Source organism: Alterinioella nitratireducens (assembly GCF_013155465.1).
In the GTDB taxonomy this organism is placed as follows: domain Bacteria; phylum Pseudomonadota; class Alphaproteobacteria; order Rhodobacterales; family Rhodobacteraceae; genus Alterinioella; species Alterinioella nitratireducens.
On the sequence record NZ_JABJVX010000011.1, the window covers coordinates 1 to 25,478 of the forward strand.

General features: G+C 65.6%; 25 protein-coding genes and 1 pseudogene. 16 read left to right on the top strand and 10 right to left on the bottom strand.

Annotation, left to right across the window (positions count from 1 at the left end):
* The coding region (locus tag HNS34_RS21100) for a TetR/AcrR family transcriptional regulator (protein ID WP_172321059.1) at nt 1-157 on the bottom strand (157 nt) is incomplete at its 3' end.
* Between the two features lie 220 nt (nt 158-377).
* Between HNS34_RS21100 and HNS34_RS15740 the strand changes: the two genes are divergently transcribed.
* A complete protein-coding gene (locus tag HNS34_RS15740; protein WP_172321060.1) occupies nt 378-1,676 on the top strand; it encodes an efflux RND transporter periplasmic adaptor subunit in 1,299 nt (432 codons plus the stop codon).
* Nucleotides 1,673-4,753 carry an efflux RND transporter permease subunit gene (locus HNS34_RS15745; protein ID WP_172321061.1) on the top strand — a complete coding sequence of 1,027 codons (3,081 nt, stop codon included), beginning with the start codon at nt 1,673-1,675 and terminating at the stop codon, nt 4,751-4,753. Before HNS34_RS15740 ends, HNS34_RS15745 begins: the two co-directional genes overlap by 4 nt.
* A gap of 353 nt (nt 4,754-5,106) precedes the next feature.
* On the opposite strand, the gene HNS34_RS15750 is transcribed toward HNS34_RS15745, so the two are convergent.
* A complete protein-coding gene (locus HNS34_RS15750; protein ID WP_172321062.1) occupies nt 5,107-5,874 on the bottom strand; it encodes an IclR family transcriptional regulator in 768 nt (255 codons plus the stop codon).
* Between the two features lie 70 nt (nt 5,875-5,944).
* Between HNS34_RS15750 and HNS34_RS15755 the strand changes: the two genes are divergently transcribed.
* From HNS34_RS15755 to HNS34_RS20770, 8 genes and pseudogenes are all read left to right on the top strand, one after another.
* A complete protein-coding gene (locus HNS34_RS15755) occupies nt 5,945-7,303 on the top strand; it encodes a selenium-binding family protein (RefSeq protein WP_214647507.1) in 1,359 nt (452 codons plus the stop codon).
* Nucleotides 7,300-7,668, top strand: coding sequence for a 2Fe-2S iron-sulfur cluster-binding protein (locus HNS34_RS15760; RefSeq protein WP_172321063.1), 369 nt, complete (start codon nt 7,300-7,302; stop codon nt 7,666-7,668). The genes HNS34_RS15755 and HNS34_RS15760 overlap by 4 nt, the downstream gene beginning before the upstream one ends.
* Nucleotides 7,669-7,671: 3 nt before the next feature.
* Nucleotides 7,672-8,136, top strand: coding sequence for a CoA-binding protein (locus HNS34_RS15765; protein ID WP_172321064.1), 465 nt, complete (start codon nt 7,672-7,674; stop codon nt 8,134-8,136).
* Nucleotides 8,137-8,175: 39 nt separating this feature from the next.
* Nucleotides 8,176-8,565 (top strand): rhodanese-like domain-containing protein, encoded by a 390-nt coding sequence (locus HNS34_RS15770; RefSeq protein WP_172321065.1) that lies wholly within the window; start codon nt 8,176-8,178, stop codon nt 8,563-8,565.
* 15 nt (nt 8,566-8,580) lie between these two features.
* Complete coding sequence (locus HNS34_RS15775) at nt 8,581-9,381, top strand: enoyl-CoA hydratase (protein WP_235952766.1); 801 nt, start codon at nt 8,581-8,583, stop codon at nt 9,379-9,381.
* Complete coding sequence (locus HNS34_RS15780; protein ID WP_172321067.1) at nt 9,378-10,988, top strand: AMP-binding protein; 1,611 nt, start codon at nt 9,378-9,380, stop codon at nt 10,986-10,988. The genes HNS34_RS15775 and HNS34_RS15780 overlap by 4 nt, the downstream gene beginning before the upstream one ends.
* A 31-nt stretch (nt 10,989-11,019) precedes the next feature.
* Nucleotides 11,020-12,180, top strand: a complete 1,161-nt coding sequence (locus HNS34_RS15785) for a glycine cleavage T C-terminal barrel domain-containing protein (RefSeq protein WP_172321140.1) — start codon at nt 11,020-11,022, stop codon at nt 12,178-12,180.
* A gap of 202 nt (nt 12,181-12,382) precedes the next feature.
* Nucleotides 12,383-12,604: pseudogene (locus HNS34_RS20770) on the top strand (substrate-binding domain-containing protein); the annotation flags it as partial.
* A 208-nt stretch (nt 12,605-12,812) separates the two neighbouring features.
* Here HNS34_RS20770 and HNS34_RS15795 read toward each other — a convergent pair.
* Nucleotides 12,813-13,880 (bottom strand): helix-turn-helix domain-containing protein, encoded by a 1,068-nt coding sequence (locus HNS34_RS15795; protein ID WP_172321068.1) that lies wholly within the window; start codon nt 13,878-13,880, stop codon nt 12,813-12,815.
* A 226-nt stretch (nt 13,881-14,106) separates the two neighbouring features.
* On the opposite strand from HNS34_RS15795, the gene HNS34_RS15800 reads away from it, so the two are divergent.
* Nucleotides 14,107-14,988, top strand: a complete 882-nt coding sequence (locus tag HNS34_RS15800) for a recombinase family protein (protein WP_172321069.1) — start codon at nt 14,107-14,109, stop codon at nt 14,986-14,988.
* 18 nt (nt 14,989-15,006) lie between these two features.
* Here HNS34_RS15800 and HNS34_RS15805 read toward each other — a convergent pair whose 3' ends face one another.
* Nucleotides 15,007-16,113 (bottom strand): ParB/RepB/Spo0J family partition protein, encoded by a 1,107-nt coding sequence (locus tag HNS34_RS15805; protein WP_172321070.1) that lies wholly within the window; start codon nt 16,111-16,113, stop codon nt 15,007-15,009.
* A complete protein-coding gene (locus HNS34_RS15810; RefSeq protein ID WP_172321071.1) occupies nt 16,110-17,465 on the bottom strand; it encodes an AAA family ATPase in 1,356 nt (451 codons plus the stop codon). Before HNS34_RS15810 ends, HNS34_RS15805 begins: the two co-directional genes overlap by 4 nt.
* 459 nt (nt 17,466-17,924) lie before the next feature.
* Here HNS34_RS15810 and HNS34_RS21040 point away from each other — a divergent pair, with 459 nt between their 5' ends.
* The 3 genes from HNS34_RS21040 (at nt 17,925) to HNS34_RS15825 (ending at nt 19,336) form a co-directional block, all read left to right on the top strand.
* Nucleotides 17,925-18,644 (top strand): DnaA N-terminal domain-containing protein, encoded by a 720-nt coding sequence (locus HNS34_RS21040; protein ID WP_172321072.1) that lies wholly within the window; start codon nt 17,925-17,927, stop codon nt 18,642-18,644.
* Nucleotides 18,645-18,723: 79 nt separating this feature from the next.
* Nucleotides 18,724-18,951, top strand: a complete 228-nt coding sequence (locus tag HNS34_RS15820; protein ID WP_172321073.1) for an AbrB/MazE/SpoVT family DNA-binding domain-containing protein — start codon at nt 18,724-18,726, stop codon at nt 18,949-18,951.
* The gene (locus tag HNS34_RS15825) at nt 18,941-19,336 is read left to right on the top strand and encodes a PIN domain-containing protein (protein ID WP_172321074.1); all 396 of its coding nucleotides are present in this window, start codon (nt 18,941-18,943) and stop codon (nt 19,334-19,336) included. Before HNS34_RS15820 ends, HNS34_RS15825 begins: the two co-directional genes overlap by 11 nt.
* Nucleotides 19,337-19,351: 15 nt before the next feature.
* Here HNS34_RS15825 and HNS34_RS15830 read toward each other — a convergent pair whose 3' ends face one another.
* The 5 genes from HNS34_RS15830 to HNS34_RS15850 are packed head-to-tail and all read right to left on the bottom strand — an operon-like array spanning nt 19,352 to nt 23,722.
* Nucleotides 19,352-20,560 carry an NnrS family protein gene (locus tag HNS34_RS15830; protein ID WP_328700551.1) on the bottom strand — a complete coding sequence of 403 codons (1,209 nt, stop codon included), beginning with the start codon at nt 20,558-20,560 and terminating at the stop codon, nt 19,352-19,354.
* A gap of 24 nt (nt 20,561-20,584) precedes the next feature.
* Complete coding sequence (gene ubiV, locus HNS34_RS15835) at nt 20,585-21,496, bottom strand: ubiquinone anaerobic biosynthesis protein UbiV (protein WP_235952767.1); 912 nt, start codon at nt 21,494-21,496, stop codon at nt 20,585-20,587.
* Nucleotides 21,497-21,501: 5 nt separating this feature from the next.
* Entirely contained in the window at nt 21,502-22,500 is a 999-nt protein-coding gene (ubiU, locus tag HNS34_RS15840) for a ubiquinone anaerobic biosynthesis protein UbiU (protein ID WP_172321076.1), read from the bottom strand.
* 11 nt (nt 22,501-22,511) lie between these two features.
* Nucleotides 22,512-23,057, bottom strand: coding sequence for a ubiquinone anaerobic biosynthesis accessory factor UbiT (ubiT, locus tag HNS34_RS15845; protein ID WP_172321077.1), 546 nt, complete (start codon nt 23,055-23,057; stop codon nt 22,512-22,514).
* Nucleotides 23,054-23,722, bottom strand: coding sequence for a DUF2478 domain-containing protein (locus HNS34_RS15850; RefSeq protein ID WP_172321078.1), 669 nt, complete (start codon nt 23,720-23,722; stop codon nt 23,054-23,056). The genes ubiT and HNS34_RS15850 overlap by 4 nt, the downstream gene beginning before the upstream one ends.
* 119 nt (nt 23,723-23,841) lie before the next feature.
* On the opposite strand from HNS34_RS15850, the gene HNS34_RS15855 reads away from it, so the two are divergent.
* The gene (locus HNS34_RS15855) at nt 23,842-24,255 is read left to right on the top strand and encodes an RrF2 family transcriptional regulator (protein ID WP_172321079.1); all 414 of its coding nucleotides are present in this window, start codon (nt 23,842-23,844) and stop codon (nt 24,253-24,255) included.
* Nucleotides 24,256-24,281: 26 nt separating this feature from the next.
* On the top strand, nt 24,282-25,469 hold the full coding sequence (locus tag HNS34_RS15860) for an NnrS family protein (protein ID WP_172321080.1): 1,188 nt from the start codon (nt 24,282-24,284) through the stop codon (nt 25,467-25,469).
* Nucleotides 25,470-25,478 lie beyond the last annotated feature (9 nt).

Consider the following 25,478-nt stretch of genomic DNA (forward strand, 5'->3'; position numbering starts at 1 on the left):
TGGTCGGAAAATGCCGAAAGATCGCGGGCTGGCTGAGGCCGATGGCGCGCGCGATATCGGTGGTGCTCAGGCGGTCGGGCCCGATCTCGTCGGCCAGGCGCAGCATCTCGGCCACGATCTGCGCCTTCCGGTCTTCCGCGCTTTGACGTCCGGCCATGCGGTACCCTCTTGTTAGTTATAACTCGCTAACATACACTGTCGTCACCCGCAACCACAATCCCGAGTCGCGATTGTCCACCCGAAAGGGATCCGCACCATGCCTGCCGCCGCTGCCCCCACCAGCAATTCCCGCATGCTCATTGTCGGCGCGGTCTGTCATCAGGTCTTCCTGCGCGATGGCACACTGGCGCGGACGCGCCGGGCGCAGGGCTGATCGCATGCGCCTGGCCCCGCTCCTTGCTCTGCCGCCCATTGCGCTCGGGATTGCGGCGGCGGTCTGGATGGTCTCATCCGCCCCCGGCCCCGCGCGGGTCGAGGGCGCGGCCCCCGCCCTGCCCGTCCGGGTCTTGACGATCACGGCGGAAGACATCCGGCCCACCGTCACGGCATGGGGCAACCTGCACGCCGCCGAGACCTGGGTTGCCGTGGCCGAGGTCCAGGGCGAGGTGATCTGGCGTCATCCCGACCTGGAGCCGGGTCGCCTGATCCCGGAAGGGACCGAGGTTCTGCGCATCGACCCTGCCGATTACGAGCTGGCACTGGCGCAATCGCAGGCCGACCTGGCGGCGCTGGAGGCCGAGAGCGCGCAGCTGGACGCGGAGGCCGAGAACACAGCCCGCATTCTTGCGTTGGAGCAGGACCGGCTGCGCCTGGCAGAAGCCGACCTGGAGCGCACCCGCAGGCTGGCCGAACAGGGCACCGTCCCGCAGGCCCGCGCCGACGAGGCCGAGCGCGCGACACTCCTGGCCCGCCGCACGGTGGCGGAACTCGAGAACAGCCTGGCGTTGATCCCGTCCCGCGCGGCAAGGATCACGGCGCAGATCGCGCGGAACGAGGCCACCATCGCGCGGGCGCGGCGCTCGCTCGAGCGCACTGCGCTGACGACGCCTTTCGACCTGCGCGTGACCGAGGTAAACGCCGAGAGGTTCCAGACCGTCGCGCCCGGACAGGTGGTGATCCGTGCCGACGGCATCGCGGCGGCCGAGGTCGTGGCGCATCTGGCGATCGACAGTTTTCGCAGCCTCCTGGGCGATGCCCCCGTCGGCACCACCCTTGCCGAGATGATGCGCGAGGGCCCTGCCGCGCGGATCGACGTGACGCTCAGCCCCCTGTCGGATCCGGCGCAGATCTGGCCCGCCCGCGTTGTCCGGATCGAGGGGGCGCTGGATGCCCGCGCCCGCACCGTGCCCGTCGTGGTCACGGTCGATGATCCCTACGAGGGGGCCGACCCGCCTCGACGCCTGCCGCTTGTTCCGAACATGCAGGTCGGCCTGACGTTCGAGGGCACGCCCCTGACAGCTGCCTTGGCGATCCCCGAAGCAGCCCTTCATGCCGGGATGGTGCGCGTGGTCGGCCCCGATGATCTGCTGGAACTGCGCCCGGTCACCACCGCCTTCGCCCAGGACGGGCGCGTCATCATCACCGAAGGCCTGTCCCCCGGCGACCGCGTGGTGATCGACGACATCGTCCCGGCCATCCCCGGAATGGCCCTCACCCCTGTCGAGCCGCCCGAATGATCCGTTGGTTCACCGGCCACCCGACGGCGGGCAACCTGCTGCTGCTGTTGTTCCTCGCCGCCGGTCTCTTTGCGGCCCCCGGCCTGTTGCGCGAGACATTTCCCGATTTCCGCGCCGTCGAGGCCGAGATCATCGTGCCCTATCGGGGCGCCGCCGCCGAGGATGTCGAAACCGCGATCTGCGCGCCGCTCTGGGATGGGGTGCAGGGCGTCGAGGGTCTGGAGACCTTCACCTGCAGCGCGCAGACCGGTCGTGGCCGCGCCGTGGCGACCATGGCACCGGGCAATGACGCGCTGCGCTTCGTCAATTCGCTGCGCACCGAGGTGTCGGCGATCGATGCCTTTCCGGACCGCGCCGATCCGGCCATCGTGCGCGAATTGCACCGCGCCGACCCGGTCACGTCGGTCGCCATCTCGGGCGACCTGCCCCTGGGCGAGCTTGACCTCTACGCCGACGCCCTCACCGACCGCCTTTCCGCCCTCCCCGGCGTCACCCGCGTCAGCCGCGGCGGGCTCGGCACCCGGACGCTGTCCGTCACCGCGACGCGGGCCGTGCTCGAAAGCCACGGCCTGACGCCTGCGGCCCTGGCCGCGGCGATCTCTGCCCAGAACATCGACCTGCCCGCCGGAACGCTGGAAGGTCCGGGCGCGGATCTGACGCTGCGCTTCACCGCCGAGCGCGACACGGCCACCGCGCTGGCCACCATTCCCGTGCTGGTGCTGGAAAATGGCGCGACCCTGACACTCGGCGACCTGGCGCTGATCGCGGAGCGTTTCGAGCCACCCCAGGACCGCGCCCTTGTCGATGGCACGCCGGCAATCATCATCGACGTGGCCAAGGCGCGCGATGCCGACGCGCTGCGCGTGCTTGACGGGGTTGCGGCGCTGGTGGCCGAGGAAACGGCCCGCCTGCCCGACACGATCACTGTCGCGGTGGTTCAGGACGTGACCTCCATCATCCGCGACCGGCTGTTGATGCTGGTGCAGAACGGCGTGATCGGCCTGGTTCTGGTCATCGGGGTCATGAGCCTGTTCTTCCGCCCCGGTTTCGCGATCTGGGCCGCGATGGGCCTGCCCGTGGCCTTTGCGGGCGCGTTCCTCTGGATGGCGCTGACCGGGCTCAGCCTGAACATGATGACGCTGGTGGCGCTGCTCATGGCGATCGGGATCGTGATGGACGATTCCATCGTGATCGCGGATTCCATCGCGGTGCATGCCGCCAAGGGCGCCACGGTGGAGAACGTCGCCGCGGGCGTCGCAGCCGTGATGCCCGGCGTCATCTCGTCCTTCCTGACGACGCTGGCCGTGTTCCTGCCCCTGGCCTTTCTGGCGGGCGAACTGGGCGCCGTGCTGGAGGTTCTGCCGGTCGTGTTGCTGGCGGCGCTCGCCGCCTCGCTGATCGAAGCCTTCCTGATCCTGCCGCACCACCTGAAGGGCGGGATGAAGGACACCGCCCCCTCGCGCTTCCGCACCCGCTTCGATGCGGGGTTCGACAGGTTGCGCGAAAAGGGCGTGGGCCGTCTGGCCGAAGCCGCGATCCGCTGGCGCTGGCTCGTCGCGGGGCTGGCATTGGGCGCGCTGATCGTCACCGTGGGGGCCCTGGGCGGCGGCGTGATCAAGCGCGAGGCGCTGCCCGAGATCGACGGCGACGTGCTGGAGGCGCGGCTGATGCTGCCCGCGGGCACCCCGCTGTCGCGCACCATCGAGGCGGTAGACCAGGTCGAGGCCGCGCTGGAGCGCGTCAATGCCGGCCTCACCCCCGGCCAGCCCGACGCGCAGCCCCTCGTGGTCCGGCGCATCACCCGGTTGGGCCGCAACCTGTCGGCGGGCGAAAGCGGCGCGCATGTCGCCACGGTCGGGGTGGATCTACTGGGGGCCGAAACGCGCACCAGCACGCTTGACGAGATCGTCACGCTCTGGCGCGCGGAAATCGGCCTCCTGCCCGGCGTCAACTCGCTGATCCTGACCGAGCCGGGCATCGGCCCGCAGGGCATCGCGGTGGAGCTGCGCCTGACCCATCCCGACCTCGCCACGCTGGAGGCGGCAGGCCGCGCCACGCTGGCCGAATTGGAGACCTATGCCGGTGTGCGCAACGCGATCCTCGACCTGCGCCCCGGTGCGCCCGAACTGCGGCTGAGCCTCGCGCCGGGGGCCGAAGCGCTCGGGCTGACCGCGGGCGATGTCGCGGGGCAATTGCGGGCGGCCTTCCTCGGCACACAGCTTGCCGAGATCCGTCGCGGCGACCTGGCCTGGGATCTGGAGGTGCGGCTGTCCGATACCGACCGCGCCACCCGCGCCGATCTGGGCGCCTTCGAGATCGCCCTGCCCGCAGGCGATACCGTACCCCTGGCCAGCATCGCCACCATCACCGAGGCGCGCGGCTGGAGCGGCATCACCCGGCGCAACGGAGTGCGCACAGTGACCGTCTCGGCCGATGTCGATGGGCGGGTCGGCAACGCCGACGCAATCACCGCGCAGATGACCGGGGGCTTCCTGCCCGATCTGGTTGCCAACACCCCGCGCCTGGGTTTCGAGGTCGGCGGCCAGGCCGCGAATTCGGCGGAAACCGTCGCCTCGATCCTGCGGGGTTTCCTGATCGGGCTGGTCGGTGTCTATATCGTGCTCAGCTTCCAGTTTCGCAGCTATGTCGAGCCGCTGATCGTGATGGTCACCATCCCGCTGGCCTTTCTCGGGGTGATCTGGGGCCATGCGCTCATGGGGTACAACATCTCGATGCCGTCGCTGGTGGGGGCCGCGTCACTGGCCGGAATCGTGGTGAACAACGCGATCCTTCTCGTCGGTGTGATCAAGGCGCGCCGGACCGAGGGGTTTTCAGCCACCGACGCCGCCAGCGAGGCCGTGCGCGCCCGGATCCGACCGATCTTCGTGTCGGTCTCGACCACCATCATGGGCATGGCCCCGATGCTGCTCGAAACCTCGACCCAGGCGCAGACGCTCAAACCGCTGGTGATCTCGGTCGTCTTCGGGTTGCTTGCCGCAACGGTGCTGATCCTGCTGGTGCTGCCCGCCTTCTATGCGTTGCTGGAGGATGTCCGGGCGCGTGATCGTTCGACATAGAGCGGGTTCGGTCGCGGCCTTCAATCCGTCGCGTTCCTCTCCCTGCTCGAAGGCCCTCGGCCCGTCCGTGGAATTCCTTTGATACTGACGGGGCAATGAGTATTCACCGCAAGAGAACATCCACAGGCTTGCCTGGCCTCGTGGATTGGCCGCTACCCGTCGCCTTCCCCAATTCCGGCGGCACCGCGGCGCATGTCTGGACCCGACCGCCCCGGCTGATGGACGGCACCAGCTCCTTCTAGACCCATTCCGATCAATGGCCCGGTGATCGGCAACAACATCCGCGCCGAACGCATGGGCTGGCTGGCCCCGGCCCTGCAACTGCACCAGAGCTCGCTGGAGGACGGCGCGCGTCAGGGCAGGCTCGTTCTTCCTGTCTCCTGCGCCACGCCCCATCCAAGGCCGGTCGACAACTCGCCCGCGATCTGGACGATCTGGCGACCTAGCTTCTCACGAAACGCCGGCGTGAACACCCGCATGGATCCCGTCGCACCGATGGACATCATGGCCCCAGGGCCGCTTGGTGCAAGAGGAGCCGCGACGGAGCACATGCCGCGCTCAATCTCTTCCACACACTCCGCAAAGCCCTGCTGACGAATGGTTTCGAACTCCGCTTCCAGATCATGCAGGTTCGTTACGGTGAACTCGGTATATGCCCGCAACTGCCCTTCCATGTCGCCGGTCGGGAACAGATCCGGTGAAAACGCCGCGACAGCCTTCGAGCAGGAACAGGCATGCAAGGGGCGCTTGCCTAAACCCGGATGAAGAAAGGACACTCCGGTGTCGGGCGTCTCGACGTGGATGATTTCAACGGATTTTCCGCGCAGGCGCGACAGGAAGAACGCGGCACCGACTTCGGCAGCCGCCTGTTTCAGCGTTGGCGCAATCAGTTCAAGCAGCGCACGGTCAGACTGATCGCTATGCGTTATGTGCTTCAGGCGGATGCCAATCGCAAACCGCCCGCGGGCGACAGGTTCCAGCAGCCCGACATCGACCAGATCCTGCACAAGCCTGTAGGCAGAAGGCTTGGGCAGGTCCGAATGGGCACAGATCTCGGCCACCGTTGCCTCACCCTTCTGCCCGACGATTTCAAGGATCCAAACGAGTCTTTCCAGATGCATACTTTTTACCTTGCGAGAATCTCATTATCGAAATACGAGAAGTGTGAAGTTATCGCAAGGGAGGAATGTGATGATGGACGGCGCATGTTGCGGCCCGGGCTATGCAAGTCCGACCGAGGCGATCAAGGCCCCCCGCGAGAAACTGCTCTACACGATCGCCATCTATACCGGCACCGGCATCCAGAAACCGGATTATCTGGCGACCGTGGATGCGGACCCGGACAGCCCGACCTATAGCCAGGTCATCCACCGGCTCGAGATGCCCGGCATCGGGGATGAACTGCACCACATGGGGTGGAACGCCTGTTCTTCGTGCCATGACGATGCGGGCATGTCGCGCAAGTATCTGCTGGTTCCCGGCGTGCGGTCCAACAACATCCACGTTATCGACACGGCCACCGATCCACGCGCGCCGCGATTGCACAAGGTGATCGACGGGGCCGAGATCAAGTCGAAGGCCAACCTCAGCGGCCCCCATACCGTGCATTGCCTGGGCAGTGAGATCATCATTTCGTTTCTGGGCGATGCGAAAGGCGAAGCGCCAGGCGGCTACCTGCATCTGAACAGGGAGTTCGAGATTCAGGGCCGGTGGGAAGAAACCATGGGCGACATCCCGTTTTCCTATGATTTCTGGTACCAGCCGCGCCACAACGTCATGGTGTCTTCCGAGTGGGCCGCGCCCAACACCTTCATGCCGGGCTTCGATCTGGAGGAAGTGGGGCACCTGAAATACGGCCGCCGCTTGCACATCTGGGATTTCGAAGCGCGCAAGCCGGTCGAAACCATGTATCTGGGCGAAGACGGGCTGATCCCTCTGGAGGTGAAATTCCATCATGATCCCGACAGTAGCCACGGGTTCTGTGGCGCGGCCTTGTCGGCCAACGTGATCCATTTCTGGAAATCCGAGGCCGGCAAGTGGGAATGGGAAAAGATCATCGACGTCGAGAACGAACCGCATCCCGAATGGCCCATTCCGGTGCCGGGCGTGATGAGCGCGATCCTCGTGTCGATGGATGACAAATACCTGTATCTGAACAACTGGCTGCACGGTGACATGCGCCAGTATGACATCTCCGATCCGCACAACCCGGTCCTGACCGGTCAGGTCTGGATGGGTGGTTTGCTGGGCAAGGCACCAGAGGTCAACGGCGTGAAAATCGCGGGCGGGCCGCAGATGTATCAGCTCTCGCTCGATGGCAAGCGGCTCTATGTCACGACCTCGCTGTTCTCGACCTGGGACAACCAGTTCTACCCCGAGATCCGCACACAGGGCGGTGTCATGCTGATGATCGACTGTGATGTCGAAAACGGCGGCATGAAGATCAACGAGGATTTCATCGTCGATTTCGGCAAGGAACCGAACGGCCCCAGCCGCTGCCACGAAACCCGTTACCCCGGCGGCGACTGCACCAGCGATATCTGGCTTTGACCGCGACACGCACCATAACCATCGCCAACCGCGACGGCGCGGCCTATCAGGTCGAAGCGCGCCGTCCGCTGTTGGAGACCCTGCGCGAGCAAGGGGTCGACCTGCCCTATGGCTGCAAATACGGCGGCTGCATCACCTGTGCGGCCAAACTGACCGATGGTGAGGTCGATCAGCGACGTCAGGTGGCGCTGAACAACCGTCAGATCAACAACGGATATGTCCTGCTCTGCGTCGCACGCCCGATGACCGACATCACGCTCGAAATCGGCGTCGAAAGCCACGACAAACTCTACCGCAACCCTTTCCTCGATCCGCTGGAGCCGCATGAGCTGAAGGCGGATATCGCGACCCCGAAGGAGGCCTGAGACATGCCCGCCCAAGCGCTGGATGAACTCTACGATTACGACCAGAAATACCTTGCCGACATTCTGAAGTCGGTGAAAACCATCGCGATGGTTGGTGCCAGCGCTGACAAGACCAAATTCAGCTATGGGGTGCTGCGCGTGCTGCATGAAACCGGCTACGACATGATCCCGGTAAACCCGAACCCGAACCTGACCGAAATTCGCGGCATTCCGGTGGTTCACTCGCTCGAAGAGATCGATCGCCCTGTTGATATGGTCGAGGTCTTTCGTCCCAAGGACGAACTCTATGCCATCACCGAAAAGGCGATTGCCATCGGGGCCAAGGTGATCTGGGGGCAGATCGGCGTCTACGACGATGCCGCCGCAAAGCTTGCCGAAGACGCCGGCCTCAAGGTCGTGATGAACCGCTGTCCCAAGATCGAGCTGTTCCGCCCGTTCTGGAAACCGCGCCTCGACCTGGCGATCTGACAACAGCGGCCTGGTGTCGTCCAAACAAGGAATCTGATCGTGTCACAGACCATCAACAAGAGTGCCAAGGATATCGTGAATGATGCCCTGGGGCGTGTACCTGCAATCAGCGCCGAAGATGCGCTGGCATTGGCGACCTCCCCCGCTCACGTCTTCGTCGATCTGCGCGACGGCAAGGAGCAGGCAAGGACAGGCGTCATAAAGGGGGCCGTATCATCGTCCCGCGGCATGATGGAGTTCCATATCTGTCCCGAAAGCCCGGCGCACAAACCCGAATTCAATCAGGACAAGACCTATGTCTTTTACTGCGCATCCGGTGGACGGTCCGCCATGGCGGCGCTGGTGGCCATCGAGATGGGCCTCTCGCCGATTCTGAACATGTCCGGCGGCGTTGGTGCGTGGAAATCGGCCGGCGGCGCGTTGGTATAAATCATGGACGGCACAATGGAAACCGAACAACTCATCCTGCGCTCGGACCAGGACGGCATCAGTGTTCTGACGCTGAATGCACCCAAATCCATCAACGCCCTGTCAGAGGCGATGCTGGCCGCCCTGTCCGACATGCTGGACGCAATCGCGGCGGACCGCAGCGTCAAGGTCGTGATCCTGCGCAGCGGCGGCGACCATTTTTGTGCGGGTCATAACCTCAAGGAAATGACCGCGCGCCGCGAAGACGGCGACGGTGGGTTCCAGTATTTCCAGGACCTCTTTGCCAAATGTTCCGCGATGATGCTGCGCATCGTGCGCCTGCCGCAGCCGGTGATCGCCGAGGTCAAGGGGATTGCCACGGCGGCAGGATGCCAGCTGGTGGCGTCCTGCGATCTGGCCGTGGCCGCCGAGGATGCGACATTCGCCACGTCGGGCGTGAATATCGGCCTTTTCTGCTCCACGCCCATGGTTGCGCTGTCGCGCAATGTGCCGCGCAAGATGGCGATGGAAATGCTGCTGATGGGCGAGTTTCTACCCGCCGCCCGTGTCGCCGAAATGGGTCTTGTGAACCATGTGGTGCCAGTGGCAGAGGTTGAGGGGAAGGCCATGGAAATGGCGCGCATCATCGCCGACAAATCGCCGTCTGCGGTCAAGATCGGCAAGCGTGCCTTTTATGAACAGACCGAAATGCCGCTGGAAGAAGCCTATGCCTTTGCCGGCCGCACAATGGTCGAGAACATGATGGCGCGCGACGCCGAGGCCGGGATCGGTGCCTTCACGCGTAAGGAATCCATGCCAGAGTGGACGGGTGAATGACGTTTGATGGGCCCGAACTGGCGCGCAATGCCGCCAATCATACGGCGCTGTCCCCTGTTTCGATCCTCAAGCGCGTGGAGCGTGTGCACCCCGAACTGCCCGCGCAGATCCATGGGCACATCCGCCGCAACTGGGGTGAGGTCGCGGAGCGGTGCAAGCAGCTGGCCTCGGCACTGGCCAAACGAGGTGTCGGCAAAGGCGACACCGTTGCCCTGATCGCGCCGAACATCCCGGAGGCCCTGGAATGCGCGTTGGCGCTGCCGATGCTGGGGGCGGTCCTGAACGCCAACAACACGCGGCTCGGTTCCGGCACGATCGCCTATATTCTTGAACATGGCGAGGCGAAGGTTCTGCTGGTCGATACCGAGTTTTCGGCAATGGCCGCCGAAGCCGTCGCGCAATCCGGCCGCGATCTCCTGATCGTCGATATCGAAGACAGCGAAGGACCGGGTGGCGAAAGGATCGGCGAGCTCACCTTTGACGATCTGCTGGCCGAAGGCGATCCCACCTTCGCCTATACCCTGCCCGATGATGAGTGGGACGCGCTGGCGCTGAACTACACTTCCGGAACCACGGGTCGGCCCAAGGGCGTTGTTTATTCTCACCGTGGCGCCTGGACCAATGCGGTCAACAATGTCGTCACCTGGGAAATGCCGCACCACCCCGTCTATCTGTGGACGCTGCCGCTGTTTCACTGCAACGGCTGGTGCTTCCCCTGGACGATCACCATGCTCGCCGGAACCCATGTGTTCCTGCGCGCGCCAAGGCCGGAGGCGATTTATGACGCCTTCGCCGATCATGGCGTGACCCACCTGTGCGGTGCGCCGATTATCATGTCGATGATCAGTGGGGCCGAACAAAAGCGCGACTTCCCGCAAAAGATCAAGATGATGACCGCCGCCGCGCCACCGCCCGCCAGCGTGATCAAGGGGATGGAGGCGATGGGCATATCCATAACCCATGTCTACGGCCTGACCGAGGTCTATGGCCCCGCCGTGGTTTGCGCCGAAAAACCTGTCTGGGCCGACTTGCCCGCGCAGGAAAGGGCCGATTTGAAGGCGCGGCAAGGCGTGGCTTATGAGCTGGAAGAAGACGTTCTGGTTCTCGACCCCGAGACAGGAGAGCCTGTTCCCTGGGACGCTCAGACCCCCGGCGAGGTCGTGTTTCGCGGCAATATCGTCATGAAGGGCTACCTGAAGGCGCCCGAGGAGACCGCGAAGGCCTTCAAGGACGGCTGGTTCTGGTCGGGCGACATCGCGGTGCAGCATTCCGATGGCTACATCGAGATCCGCGACCGGTCCAAGGACATCATCATCTCGGGCGGCGAGAACATCTCGTCCATCGAGGTGGAAAAGGCGCTTTATTCCCACCCTGCCGTCAGCCTCGTCGCGGTCGTGGCCATGCCCGACGAGAAATGGGGCGAAGTGCCCTGCGCCTTTGTCGAACTTTGCGGCGCGGTGACTGAAGAAGACCTGCTGGCCCATGCCAAGGCAAACCTGGCCGGCTACATGCGTCCCAAGAAGGTGATCTTCGGCGAACTGCCAAAGACGACCACCGGAAAAATCCGCAAGAATGAACTCCGCGATCTGCTGCGCCAGAAGCGATGACCCTCCCACATTCACCGACTGGAACACGAACATGAGCACGAACCACGAACTTCGCTTTGCCGACTTCAGCTTTGGTACTCAGGTCCGCAAGTCCCCTTACTCCGACGCGGCTCTGCGTTGGGGCGCCAAGGGTTTTTCGGTCTATAACCACATGTATATCCCGCGCGATTTCGGCAGCCCGGAGCAGAACTTCTGGAACCTGATCGAACAGGCGATCTTGTGTGACGTGTCGGTCGAACGTCAGGTCGAGATCAAGGGGCCGGATGCAGCCAAGTTCACCCAGTACCTGTGCTGCCGCGACATTTCGGCCTGCAAGGTCGGGCAGTGCAAATATGTGCTGATTACCGATCAGGATGGCGGGGTCATCAACGATCCGATCGTGCTGAAACTGGCCGAGGACCATTTCTGGCTGTCCATCGCCGATAGCGACGTCCTGTTATGGGCGCGCGGCGTAGCGGTGAACGCCGATATGGATGTCGAAATCACCGAGCCCGACGTGTCGCCTCTACAGCTTCAGGGCCCGAAATCCCGCGATATCCTGCGCGCGTGTTTCGGCGACGCCCCGACCGAACTGAAATACTACCATTTCATGGAATATGACTGGTACGGGGTGCCGCTGATCATTTCGCGCACCGGCTGGTCGAGCGAGCTTGGCTACGAGATCTTCCTGCGCGACGGGTCTGCCGGAAACCGTCTTTGGGAACACATCATGGATATCGGCACGCCCATGGGTCTCAAACCGGGCCACACATCCGGCATTCGCCGGATCGAGGCGGGAATGCTGTCCTATCACGCCGATATGAACCTGGCCAACAACCCGTTCGAGCTGAACCTCGACCGTCTGGTCAGCCTCGACATGGAAGCCGATTTCGTCGGCAAGGACGCGCTGAAACGGATCAGGGAAAAGGGCATCAGGCAGAAGCTCGTCGGTCTGGAGATCGAAGGGGAGCCTTTTGTTGGCGTCAACGATTTTTTCTGGCCGCTCATGAAGGACGGAATCCAGGTCGGCACGGTCACCTCGGCGGTCTATTCCCCGCGGCTGAAGAAGAACATCGCACTTGGCATGCTGAAAATCGAGCATGCAGACCTCGAGACGGAGCTGACCGTTGACAAGCTGGGGGAAACACGCGGCGGCGTAGTCGTGCCGATCCCTTTCCACGATCCAAAGAAGGAACTTGCAGCAAAAAGCTAATCAGATAGCTGCATGAGACAAATATACCATGCAGCGCTTGGACCGGGGCCACGGAGGAAGCCGCTCTTCAACGACGATTCCGGGCCTGTCCGGTGATGGATTGGAACGGGTTTACATCTACTCACAATGTGTTGAGGCGCGGCGCTACATCGTTGGCCATACCGGCCCCGATGACTGCTTGCAGGCGCAACAGGCCGCCGACATGCTGGCCGATGCGCTGGATGGCGAAGGCAATATCGTGGTGGTCGAAGGCACGCCGGGCTACACCGTGTCGATCCTGCGCGGCAACTGCTTCCTCGACCCGATTGCAGATGCCTATCCGGGTATCAGCGTGCTTGACAGCCAGACGGCGGAATGGAACAGGGAACGCGCGCAGACCGTCATGGAAACCTTCCTGACCCAATACGGCGACCAGATCAATGGGGTCTATGCCATCGACGATGGCATGGGGCTCGGCGTGATCAGCGCGTTGCAGGGCGGAGGTACCTGTCATCTACCTCGCCAAAGACGCCCGTGCGACTTGCATTTCCTCTCGACTACCGGGAACGCCTTTTCCCGAACCTGTTCGCTGATGGGGACCTGCCCGCTCAACAAAGCGCTTGACCGAATGGGTGTGCAGGTCGCTGCTGACTTCAGTTCGCCGCACGCCACATCCGATACCGCCCCTGCCCCGTCATCTCGCGGACCAGACCCTTTTCCTCCATCCAGGCAATGTTTCGCTGGACGGCGGCGCGACTGGCGCCGGTCAGAGCCTCGGCCATCGGGGCGGAGACGAGTGGCCATTCGGTCAGAACAGCGCACAAGGCTGGGGGCGTGCGGCCCGAGAGTGGGGTCATCTCGGTTTCTGCCCTCGCTGACCATGCCTCGATATCGTCTAGGTGCCGCATTGCGGTCAGGCAGGCGGTCTCCATCCCGTCAAGCCATCGCGCCAGACGGTCGGCGGGTGAGCCACCCGCGCGCAGCCCCCCTGCCCCGCCCATGACCAGAGGCGCAAAGACTGCGCCCTTGCCGTCGCTGGCCGCGATCCGCGCGGCCGTGACTGCCGCTTCCATTCGGTCACCCTGCTGCCCGAGTCCCGCGAGGCTCCAGAGGTGATAACCCGCGCAGGCGCGGCTTATCGGGTGAAGATCGGCGGCTTGTGCCATCAGGTCGAGCCATCCTCCCGCGCGGTCCGCGAACGGCTCGGCTTCATCTGCCATTTTTTCGGGATCGCGACGGTCGAGGAAGGCAGACAGGTCCACCTCTGGGCCTGGCCCCCCTGTTAGACGACGTACCGCCCAACCGACACGCGCGAGTGCGGCGGTGTCGTCTTGCAGGCCGGAAATGCGCAGGGACATCCAGAGCGCCAGCCGATCCGGACCGATGCGGTCACCCGCGAACCAGCTGAGATCGGCAGCCTCGATCAGGGCGAGCCTGTGCCGCCATCCTTCCGGGCTGCGCTTTAGTCGGTCGTCCAGCGCGCCGACGCGACCGGCCACACGGGCAAGACGCGCGGCATGACCCGCCTCTGCTTTCCGCCAATCGTCGAGAGCCTCGGCTTCACGCGGCTCGGCCCGCGGTCCGGGTGGCAAATAATCCGGCTCCTCTTCCATGGGACCGGGCAGGAACCACAGATCGTCCTCGGACGACTCCTCCACCTCCTCAGCATCGAGGAAGAGAGCGTCCGAGTCATCAAGAAAGGCAGGCGCTTGAGGCTTCATATGTGCAAAATAGTGGGATTTTGCATTTTACCCAAGGGTTTTATCGGGTTGCACCCACGCTCATCATATAGCACGCGCGGGCGATGGTCGGCGAGGGCGCTCTCATCGCGCTCAGCCTATGGAAACCAAGGGCTTTGCGCTGAGCAAGACCACAGAGAGCGCTCTTGCATCCGTTTACAAACGGTCGTTTAGTGGTGATACCCTAAATTGCAAACGGCCCGTTTCCATGCCCCTGATAGGCTACGCCCGCGTCTCCACAGAGGATCAGACCCCCCTGCCCCAGTCCGAGGCCCTGAAATCCGCGGGTTGCGCCGAGATCCATGAGGAACACGCCTCGGGCGGCAATCGTGCGCGGCCGGTGCTTGCGCGGGTGTTGGAACGCATTGGCAAAGGCGACACGCTGGTCGTCGTGCGGATCGACCGGCTGGCGCGGTCGCTCTCGCATCTGCTGGAGGTGATCGAGCGGCTGGAGGCGAAGGGCGCCTTCTTCCGCTCGCTGACCGATCCGATCGATACGTCCTCCCCGCAGGGAAAGTTCACGCTGCAGGTTCTGGGTGCAGCGGCCGAGTTCGAACGCGCCCTGATCCGCGAACGCACCAAGGCCGGGCTTGCCTCGGCGCGCTCCAAAGGCCGTGTGGGCGGGAACCCTGGGCTGAGGGCCAAAGACCCTGCCGCCCTGCGCAAGGTGCGGCTGGCGCGTCAGGATGGCTATATGGAGCGCCTGAACGAAACCGCGCAGGATTGGGTGCCGCAGGTCCGTCGCCTCCGGCCAGACATGGCCTGGGAAGATGTGCTGCGGATCATTAACGGCCCCCTGCCCCACGGCCGCCGCTGGACGCAAAGCCGCCTGCTGCGGGCTGTGAACGCCTATGTCCGTGACGGGTTCCTGCCGGAGACCGTCCTTGGCCGCGCCGGACGGCGCGCGGGCGATGACCGCCTGCCCGCCATTGTCGCCGCCATCAAGGGGGCGGACCCCGATATTACCTTGCAGGCGATCTGCGACCGGCTGGAGGCGATGCGCGAACGCACGCCGCGTGGGCGCACAAGCTGGCAGCCGTCTTCGGTCAGGATGCTGCTGGACCGTGCCGAGAGGTTGGGGCTTTTGTGACCTTATCCGCGGGTAAGGTCACTCCAGCCCGTCGACCAGCGTGGCAATCGCCTGTTCCAGCCGCGCGCGGTCGATCGAGGTGAAATCGCGCGCGACCTTGATCTCCAAGCGGCCCTGACCGGCGGTGCATTTGACCTGGCCATGGGCGCTGCGGATGTGAAAGGTGGTCTTGGCCTTGGCGCCGCCCTGCCCCGCCCGCGCGGCGGGTTTCGCCGTTGCGGCACCCTCCGGCAGGATGTCGAACTCATCCGCCTTGGCGTAGCGGCGCAGCACGTCCAGCTCGTCGCGGATGTTGTGGTTGTCGCCAAGCGCCCTGACCTCGCGGCGGATGCCTTCGGCCAGTTCGGGCCGGTCCTTGAGCAGCCGCGACAGCTCCACCCCCAGGGCGCGGGGGATCTCGGTCGGGAAGCTCAGCGCCGTCCCGAGACTGTCCAGCAGATGCGCGAAGGAGCGGATATAGCTGCGCTTGGAATAGGGCGCGGACTGGAACAGAGCGGCGACAGCCTCGCCCAGATCGGTGGCCTCGGTGGCCGGATCGGCGGCGTAGTTCTGCGCGGCATAAGCCATCTCGGCGAAGGACAGATCCTTGCGGATCACGTTCTCATCCACCATCCGGCGATAGAGCCCGGAGACATCGGCCGCCCCAGGCAGGACCAGCGCGGGGATGCGCGCCCATGCCTCGTCGCCGGTTTCCTCAAGCAGCCTGCGATAGGCGCAGAGCCGCCGGTAGCCCTGCACCAGTTCGACCCCGGTGCCATCGGGGCGCGGCAGCACGCGGATCGGGTTGGACAGGCCAAGCTCGCGGATCGAGGTGATCAGTTCGGCCAGCTCCATGTCGTCGCCGGGCAGGCGGTCACGCACCAGCAGGTAGCAATGCACTTCGTCGAGCGGCACAGATTGGACGACGTGCCCCGCCTCGCGCAGGGCCACGTATTCATGCGCCAGGGCGTCATTCTCCTCGCGGATGGCCTCGGCCGCGGACCGGCGGGCCTGCAACGCCTCGGCGTTCTCGGAAATGGCGCTGGCCATCGGGCCACGGCGTTGCGCGGCCGGGGCCGGTGCCTCGGGCGTCGGGGCATCGTCCTCGGGCAACTCGATATCGAACATCCGTCTCTTGCGGGTCATGTCTGGTCTCCTTCCACCAGCGGCGCGGACACGACCTTATCCGCGGGTAAGGTGTCCGTCGCCATCGCCTCCCAATGGGGCAGCATCGTCTCTTTGAATTCACCATAGGCGCGGTCGAAACTGGCCCTGGCGCGGCGCCAGGTCTCGCGGGTCATGTCGCGGTAATCCATTTCGTAGATCGAACTGAGGAACCGCCCGGATTGTTCGACCGCGCGAGTCATCTCGACCGGATGGCGCGCCAGCTTATCATCAAACACCTTACCAAAAGCTTCAAACATCGCCCGGTGCAGGTCATTGCCGGGCTCGTAGCGGGTCAGCAGGAAACGGATGTCGTGGAACACCTTGGGCAATGCGATCTTACCCGCGGATAAGGTGCCCTCGAACCCGTGCGACAGATCCTCCAGCGCCTCGCTGAGCTGGCCGATGAAGCTGGTGGTGCTGTCATACTCCCAATAGCCGGGACCGGAGGGGATGTAGAGCATGTCGGCGGCAAAGACCGCGTTCATCGACTGGTAGCCGATGGCGGGCGGGCAATCGAACAGGATCAGATCCCATTGGTCATCGGGCAGCTGGTCGAGAAAGCGGCTGACGGCGGCGAAGAAGGACCATTCCGGGTTCAGGTGGCGATACTGGGCCGAGGCAAACTCGACGAAGGCCGCGTTGGCGCAGGACGGAATCAGGTCGATGGTCGGCCAGTTGGTCGGCTGGATGAAGTCGGCCAGCCGCAGATCCTGGAGCCCCAGATCGGTGATGCTGGACGGGATCGCGCGGCGGGGCAGGGCGGTGCCGCTGGCCGCGCCGCGCGGGGCATTGTTCTGCATCTCGGTCTCGCGCACCAGGTCGCGGGCCATGATGCCCCAGACGGTGTTTTCCTCGCTGACATCGGTGAGGCCCATCGAGTGGCTGAGCGTCGCCTGCGGGTCGAAATCGACGCAGAGCACCCGGTAGCCATCCAGCGCGGCGGCATGCGCGAAATGCAGCGCCACCGTGGACTTGCCGGCACCGCCCTTGAAATTGGCGATCGCGGTGCGGAAGGCGCGGCCTGCCGGACGCCGGGGCCGCAGCGGCTTGCCGCGCGGCTTGAGCTTGCGGCGCAGGGTGTTGACCTCGTCCAAGGTGAACCAGCGCTGGCGCCCGTCAGGCTCGACCTTACCCGCGGGTAAGGTGGGATCGGCGGCCAGCTTGCCCCGGAAGGTGGACTGGTTCATGCCGAAGATCAGTTCCGAAACCTCCCAGGAGGAGAAGCGGCGCAGGGTCTTCTCGCTCTCGGGTGAGAAGGTCTGCTGCCGGATCCAGCCCTGCATCTTGAGCGAGCGGGCCTGGAGGGTTCTGAGATCGGTATGGGTAAGCATGGCACCTCGGACGTAGATAATGCGGTTTTCACGATTTACGCTGAAGTTGCGCAATTTGTCGAGACCGTTATTCTTACACGCAAGGCGGCAAACATGCGGTCCAGGCCCAGGCGGGGCAGGGCGCGCGCGGCGAATCGGCCCGCCCCCACGCGCCATCGCCGGTCGGAGATCCGCCGACGTATTTAGGGGGACGCGAGGAGGCGCCAACAAGATGTTGGGGGGACACACAGGCCATTTCGGGGGGCACGCAAGACGTCCCCCAATACCAATACATACCTCTTTTCAATCTGATATTGATTTCCGGATTGCGGCATCGGATTCGAATCCTTGACAAATTTCGCGTTTCCAACGCTAATCAGGCCATGATCGGGAAAAGCGTCTAAGATCGCCTTTGCGGAAGACAAAGGATGGCGCCAACCCGGAGGCAAACCAGGCACGGCACCGGAGCAGGAGCTTGACGTGGCACAGAACAACGCAGCCGGGGTCGCCCCGGCAAAAAGGATCACCGGGCCGGGTGCCGCGGCAGTCAAATACGATATTCTCACGGCGCTTCTTGTGACCGCGGCGCGCGGCGATGCCGTCGAGGCCCGCCTGGCCCTGCGGCTGTCGCTGATCATCACCGCGCGGTTCAACTGGCGCAGCGGCTGCTTCGCCGTGGGCCTGAAGGAAATGGCGCGGATGTGGGGCGTGACCGAGCGCACAGCGAAACGCGAGATGGCGCATCTGCGCGGCCTCGGCTGGGTCGCGGTATCGGTTCCGGCGGCGCGGGGCAGGGTGGCGCAGTACCGCATCGACCTGGACCGGGTGCTTGGCGCGACGATGCCGCATTGGGACGCGGTCGGCCCCGATTTCGTGGCCCGGATGAGCCATGCGCCCGAGCCGAAGCCGGAAAGCAACGTGGTGCCGCTGAGGCGCGACCTGGCGCTTCCCGAGGCGGATGGCACCGGATGGGATGGGGCGGCGCGGCGATTGCAGGCGCAGGATCAGGCCCTTTACAGCGCCTGGTTTGCGCCGTTGCAGGTGCTGGAGGTGGAGAACGGGATCCTGACGCTGCTGGCGCCTTCGCGGTTCATCGCCAGCTATGTGCGCACCCATTACCTGACCCGCCTGCTGGCCGCGATCACGGCGGAGAACAGGGAAGTTCGGGAGGTTCAGATCGTCTGTGAGGGGGCCGGTTAGGACAGGGGGGGCGAACCTTGTTTTCCGAGCGGCATGGATATACATTGTCATATAGATATCCACGCCGCAGGAGGCAGCGATGCAAGTTGCAAAATGGGGAAATTCCCTTGCGGTCCGATTGCCCGCAGAACTGGTGCGTGAGCTTGGCCTGAAGGAAGGCGACCAGATCGACCTGGTGAAGGACAACGACGCGGTGAGGGTTCAGCGTCGGGCACGTGCCGACGAGGTGCTTGAGACGCTGCGCGCGTTCCGGGGCCGGTTGCCCGCGTCCAAGAGATTGAGCCGTGACGCCGCGCATGAGCGCTGAATTTGCCGATACGAATGTCATCCTCTACCTGCTGGATGACGGCCCCAAGGCCGATCGGGCCGAGGCGATCGTGGGGCAGGGGCCGCGCATCAGCGTGCAGGTTCTCAACGAAACGCTGGTCAATTGCCGCCGTAAGGCCGGTCTGACCTGGGAGGAGACCGGGTCGTTCCTGGCCGGCATCCAGGCCCTTTGCCCGGTGGAAGACCTGACCCTGCACACGCATGAGGTGGGGCGCGCCCTGGCGGAACGCTACCGGGTCTCGGTCTATGACGCGATGATCGTCGCAGCAGCCCTTGTTGCAGGCTGCACCACGCTGTGGACGGAAGACATGCAGGATGGGCTGCTGATTGAAGACCGGCTTCGGCTGGTCAACCCGTTTGCCTGAGACGGGCGCGGGGCGTCACCGCAGAGGACGCGGGGACCGGCGCAGCAGCAAGCGGCCAAACCCCGCCGCGAAACCGCCGAAGGCGGCGATCCAGAGCAGCCCCGAGACCGCGAAGAGAAGCGATGCGACCTCGGGCCATAGCGAGGCCGCGATGCGGGTCGAGACCGACAGCACAAGGGCGATGTGGATTGCGAGTGCCAAGCGCCCTGCGTGAAGCGGCTGGCCGGTATGGGTCAAGATCGTGCGCATCATGACGGCAAGCGTCATCACACCGATCGCCCCGGCCATCCACAGATGCTGCGCCGCCGCCGCCCCGAGCCAGCCGGGCGCGAAGATGCTGGTTGCCAGAGCCAGCGCGCCAAGCGGCACGAAGGCATAGCCCGCGTGAAGGACGGCCACCAGGGGGTCGGCGAGGGTGCGGTGCCCCGCCCAACGGGCCAGTCGGACAAGGTGCAGGAGCCCCGCCAGCAGCAGAGCGCCACCGGTCGCCGGGTGCAGCGGCGAGATGAGCCAGAGGATGAGGGCCGCCAGCAGAACCAGCAGCGCGAGCTTGTCGAAACGCTGCATCGGAGGCGCCGGCAGGGGGGTCGCGCCGCGCCTGACCAGCCAGTTGCGCGTGAAGGACGGCACCAGACGGCCTCCGATCACGGCAATCAGCATGACCGCTGTTCCAAGGCCAAGCCGCAGGCCAGCCCCGTTTGCGGCGTTCGCGCCTTGCGCGGCCTCCCAATGAAAGAGGAGGTTTCCCGTCGTGAACATGGCCAGCAAGCCCAGGACGACAAGGTTTCGCCACGTCTTCCCCGCCACGATTTCGCGCGCGATGGTGGCGGCGAACACGACCGGAAAGGCCAGGTCTATCGCGGCGACGAGGAGCGGCGGCATCAAGGCGGACACCGCGATCACGATCCGCCCGAGCAGCCAGAGCAGGGCCAATGCGCCGAGGCGCCAGCCGACGATGGGCAGGCGGCCTGTCCAGTTCGGCACCGCGGTCAGCACGAACCCCGCGATCACCGCGCCGAGATAGCCGTAAAGAAACCCATGCGCGTGCCAGCTGACCGGGTCGAACGCGGTTGGCAGCGCGAGATGGCCGGTCAGCATCGGGATCCAGAGCGTCATTGCGACCGTGGCCCAAACGCCCGCGCCGAAGAAGAACGGGCGCGGGCCATAGGTCAGGATCGCGGGGCCGGTCCAGGCCCGCATCTGTTGGGCGGTTGTCGCGGGCACGGGGGGGCTATCCCTGCAATGTGGTCAGGCGGGCGCGGCCAATGCGATCCGGCGATACCCGGCAGCGCCATGATAAAACCCGTTGCTGAGGTCCGTGCCCTCGCAGAGCGCGGCGAGGCGCGCATCGGCCTCGGGCACGGCAAGCGTGCCGTCCAGCACGGCGCGAAAGAGCCCGGCGACCCCGACCATGTCCACCGCCTGCGGCATCAGCCGCAGATGGGTGACGCCGGCGGCGACGATCTGCGCCGTTTCGGGCAACAGGTCGACATAGCTTTCCGATTGGGTCTGGATGCCGTTCACGCGCAGGACCGGGCGGTTGTCGCGGGTGCGCAGGGGCATCCCGTCGGGATCCTCCTCGCAGACGAACTGGCAGTTATCCTTGGTCCGGCCATGGGCGCGGGCATGGTAGCAGCGCGCGGACACTGCCAGCGGCGCCCGGCCGAAGACCTGCATTTCGACGCCGAGCCCTAGCGCGCGGGCCGCGCCTGTGGCCACCGCGATGGCCTCGGCGGGCAATTCGGCGGGCAGGCAGACATGGGTTGCGCCCTGGCCCGCCATCCAGGCGATGGTCGCCTCGTTATAGGCGTTCATGAAGGGGCCGATGCGATGCGACCGGTGGCCGCGTTCATAGAGTCCGGCGGCATTGTTGATCTCGATCTCGGGCGCGTCCATCGCGGCGATGTCTGCCGTCGCCTTGCGTTCGCGTTTCAGCATCACCTCGGCCAGGGTCGAGAGGATCACGGTCTTGCCCGCTGCCTCCAGCCGCTCGATCGTGGCGGGCAGGTCGGCCTCGTGGAAGGGCGCGCGCTTGGAGCAGATCACCTCGCCCAGATAGACCTCATCCACCGGGGCCTCATCGGCAATGCGGGCGTAGAAGTCGCGCCGTGCCTCGGCGGACCAGTGATAGGCAATCGGGCCAAGGGTCAGTTTCGTCATCGCGGTCACCGCCATTTCTTTGTCTCGAATGCGCCCTGGGTCTGTTTCTGCCCTTCCGTCAGGGCGACGAGGTCGGCCATGTTCGCCTCTCGTCCGGCGCGGATGTCGTCGACCGCCTTGCGGAAGGCCCGCACGACGCCGCGCACATAGCTTTTCGAGCGCTGCCGCCCCTCGATCTTGAAGGCATGCACGCCCGCGTCGATCAGCTCGGGCAGGAGGCGGGAGAGGTTGAGGCTGACGGGTTCCTCGAAGGCATAATACCCCTCGGGCCGGTGCGGGGCGGTGTAGCGGCCCTTGCAGATCGTCGGATAGCCCGCCTTTTCGTCAGGCCCGAAACAGTCGATGGTGAACCCGGCAAGCTGCGAGGACATCGAGCCATCCGCATGGCGGGCATAGTCCACGTCCGAGGCGGGCGAGCAGACCCCGTCCATATTGGTCGATTGCCCGGTGAGGTAGTTGGTCAGGCTGCACCGCCCCTCGACCATCAGCCCGTGATTGCCGAAGATGAAGGTCTCGATCTCGCAGGGGATTTCGGCGCGGATCTGGCGGATCTCGGGGATCGTCAGGATGCGCGGCAGGACGACGCGCCTGACGCCGAAATTCTCGCAATAATAGCGGATCGCCTCGGGGCTGGAGGCGGCGGCCTGCACCGAGAGATGCAGCCGCACAGCGGGATGCGTGCGCGCGATGTAATCGGCCACGCCCATATCGGCGACGATGAAGGCATCGACCCCAAGCCGCGCGCCGGTATCGGCGGCCTGGCGCCACAGATCGACCTTGCCCGCGGGCGGATAGGTGTTGAGCGCCAGCAGAACCTTGGCGCCCTTGGCATGGGCATAGGCGACCGAGGCGGCCAGTTCATCGGGGGTGAAGTTCAGCCCCGGAAAATTGCGCGCGTTGGTGGCATCCTGAAAGCCGCAATAGACCGCATCGGCCCCGGCATCGACGGCGGTGCGCAACGCGGCGGGGGTGCCCGCCGGGCAGATCAATTCGGCAAGACTCATCTGGTTTCCTGTCATTCACTGTCGTTGAGATAGGCCCGCCGCAACCGCGCCAGGATCGCCCGTCCGGGGCGTCCGAACATGGCGGCGGTCTCCTCGGCGATGGAGCCGTCGACGTCGTCCAGCGCATTGCGCAGGCGCACCACTGCCTCGGTGTCGCCGGAGACCTCGAGATCGCGCGAGAAGAAGGCGGCATCGCCGTCCTCCTCGGAATCGACAAGCTCCAGCAGCAGCATGAAGCGGCCCCGGATCACCGCCCCGGCCCGAGGGGCGGCATCGCGCGGCACGGCGCGGAAGATCAGCGCCTCGGGGTCGGGGCGCAGGTGCAATGCAAAGGGCAGCTCCACCGGGTCGATTAGGAAGTCCGTGGTCTGATGCGGCCCGAGCCGCGCGAAAAGCGAGGGGTGACGCGCCGCGATCCGGCGCACGGTGCGTGACAGGATCGGCTGCACCGCGAGGCAGGCCAGGCGGGACAGCGCGCCCGGTCCGGGTCTTGGTGCGCGGGGGGCGCGCGGAGGGACGCGCGGAGGGGCAGGGGGGGTGCTGGTGTCTGTGGTCATGATCGGGGCTCCCGTCTGGCTTGCGCGCCGGACCCGGACCCCGTCCGATCCGGCAAGATGGCGTCGGGTTGTGATGGGGCAGGGCCTGCGTCACCGCCCCGGACAGCCGCCCGGCACCAGGCCAGGATCGCTTCCTCGTCTGGGGGCAGGGCGGTGGCCATGCCATCCGCGAAGCGGTCGAATGCGGCGCGATGGGTCTCGGACAACCCCACAAGGACGGGGACGCCACGCCCGAGCGCCTCGGCCATGAGCGCGCGGAAGCCGCGGCCCTCGGCCTCGCTCAGCCCGAACTTGTTGAGCATGAGCAGATCCGCGCCCTTACCGGTCAGGCGGTTCGTGACAATCGCGACCGCCGCTTCCAGCGCCCCGGCATCCATCCGGCACGCCGTCGATCCGGCCCCGAGATCCTGGGTGATCCGCGCCTCGGGCCCGTCCGGCAGCAGCGTCAGGTCGCTGTCGCAATGCCCGCTTGCGCCCGCGCCCCTGGCCGCGCGCAAGGCGCCGAGCAACCGGATCCCGTCGTGTTTCATCTGATCGGCAACCCTGGCCAGCACCCGGTCGGTTGCGCCGCGTCCGGGGGCCGAGACAGTCGCCAGCAACGTCACAGCCGCTTGCGCCTGTCCGGCGTGCGGACTGCACCCACCGCTCTCGCTCGCGTTCGTCATGGTCGGGTCTTCCAAGGCGTGCCGCCCCGCATCTTGCGGCACCGGCGGCGAATTGGTATCTGAATTGCGCATATCATCCGGCGATTGCGGAACTCAATTATCTTATCGGGAACGCGACCTTGCGCCTCACCTCCTTTACCGATTTCGGGCTGCGCGTTCTGATGTGCATGGCAGGCCAGCCGACCCGCGCCTTTACCACCGCCGAGCTTGCGCGCGAGCTCCGGGTTTCGCGGCATCATCTGGCCAAGGTCATTTCGAGGCTTGCCGCGGCGAACCTGCTGGTGACGCGGCGCGGTGGCGGTGGCGGGGCGATGCTGGCGCGCGCGCCCGAAGCGATCAGGCTTGGCGATGTGGTGGCGCTGCTGGAGGCCGACCAGGCGCTGGTCGATTGCTTCGCGGCCGGCGGCGGCACCTGCACGCTGACCCCGCATTGCCGCTTGCGGGGGCGGTTGGCCGAGGCCGAGGCCGCGTTCATCGCCGATCTCAACCGCGGCACCCTGGCGGATTGCGTCATTCGTCTGGACGGTGTCTGACAGCGCGCAGCAAGGCCGGAGATCGCATGACCGCAGGAGACCTTTCGACAAGCGCGCACGGGAACCGGCCCCATGCCTCTGCGCATCGTCCGCTGTTCATCGCCGCCGGAACCTGGGCGATCGTCGTGATCGTCCTGTCCCAGTGGGGGCCGGTGCCGGATCCGGTCGCGCCCGGCCTGTCCTGGCATGCGCATGAAATGCTGTTCGGATTCGCCGCGACGGGATTTGCGGCATATGCCCTGACGGCGATGGCAAGTTGGGCGGGACCGGGGTGGCTGTCGCGCCGTGGCCTGGTCTGGGTGATGGCGGCCTGGGTGGTGTCGCGCCTGGCCGCGCTTGCGGGGGCCGGGGATGGAGGGTGGCTTTTCCTCGGCGCTTCGGCCGCCTTCATGACGGCCGTTTCCGTCATCCTGATCCATGCGGCCCTGCGCGCCCGGCAGAGGCGCGGGGCGATCCTGGCCCTCTTCGCCTGCGGTCTGACCCTGGGCCAGGTGGCTTTGCTTTGGGGGTTGATCCCGCCGCGCCTGCCGCTGCTGCTGTTCGCGCTGCTGCTGTCGATGGTCGGCGGACGTATCGTGGCGGCCTTCACCTGGAACCGGGTCGGGGAAGGTGCGTCAGGGCATGCGCGGGCGCGGGCCGCGCGATGGCTCGGTCTTGTCAGCGCCGCCGCGCTTGCCGCGATCTTGCTGATGGGCGCGACGGCGCAGGGTCATGAGACGCTGACGCCGGTCCTGCTGCTGCTGGCGGCGGGGGTGGAGGCGGGTCGGCTGGCGCTCTGGCACGCGCGCGCCGTGCGACAGGACGGCCTGCTCATGATGCTGCATCTTGGCTACGCGTGGCTTCCGATCGGGTTGGCGCTTGTCGCGCTGGTGCGACTTGGTCTGTTGCCGATCAGTGAGACGGACGCGATCCATGCGCTGGCCGCGGGCGCGGTCGCCTGCGCGATCTACGCAATGGCCGCGCGTGCCGTCGCGCGGCGGGGCGAGCATCTGCGGCCCGCGGTCGTCGATCTGGTCGGCTTTGGCCTGCTCTGGGTTGCCGCCGTGGCGCGGGTGCTTCCGCTGGAGGGCGCGATCTGGCAGGCTGCCGCGCCGGTGCTTTGGGTTGCCGGTTGGGGGCTGTTCCTCTGGCGGCATGGGGCGGCCCTGCGCCAGCCCGCCCCACGGCCCGTCTTCAGCGGTCCGAAACATCCGCGCCGGACCAGCGGAAGATAGGCGGGCCGT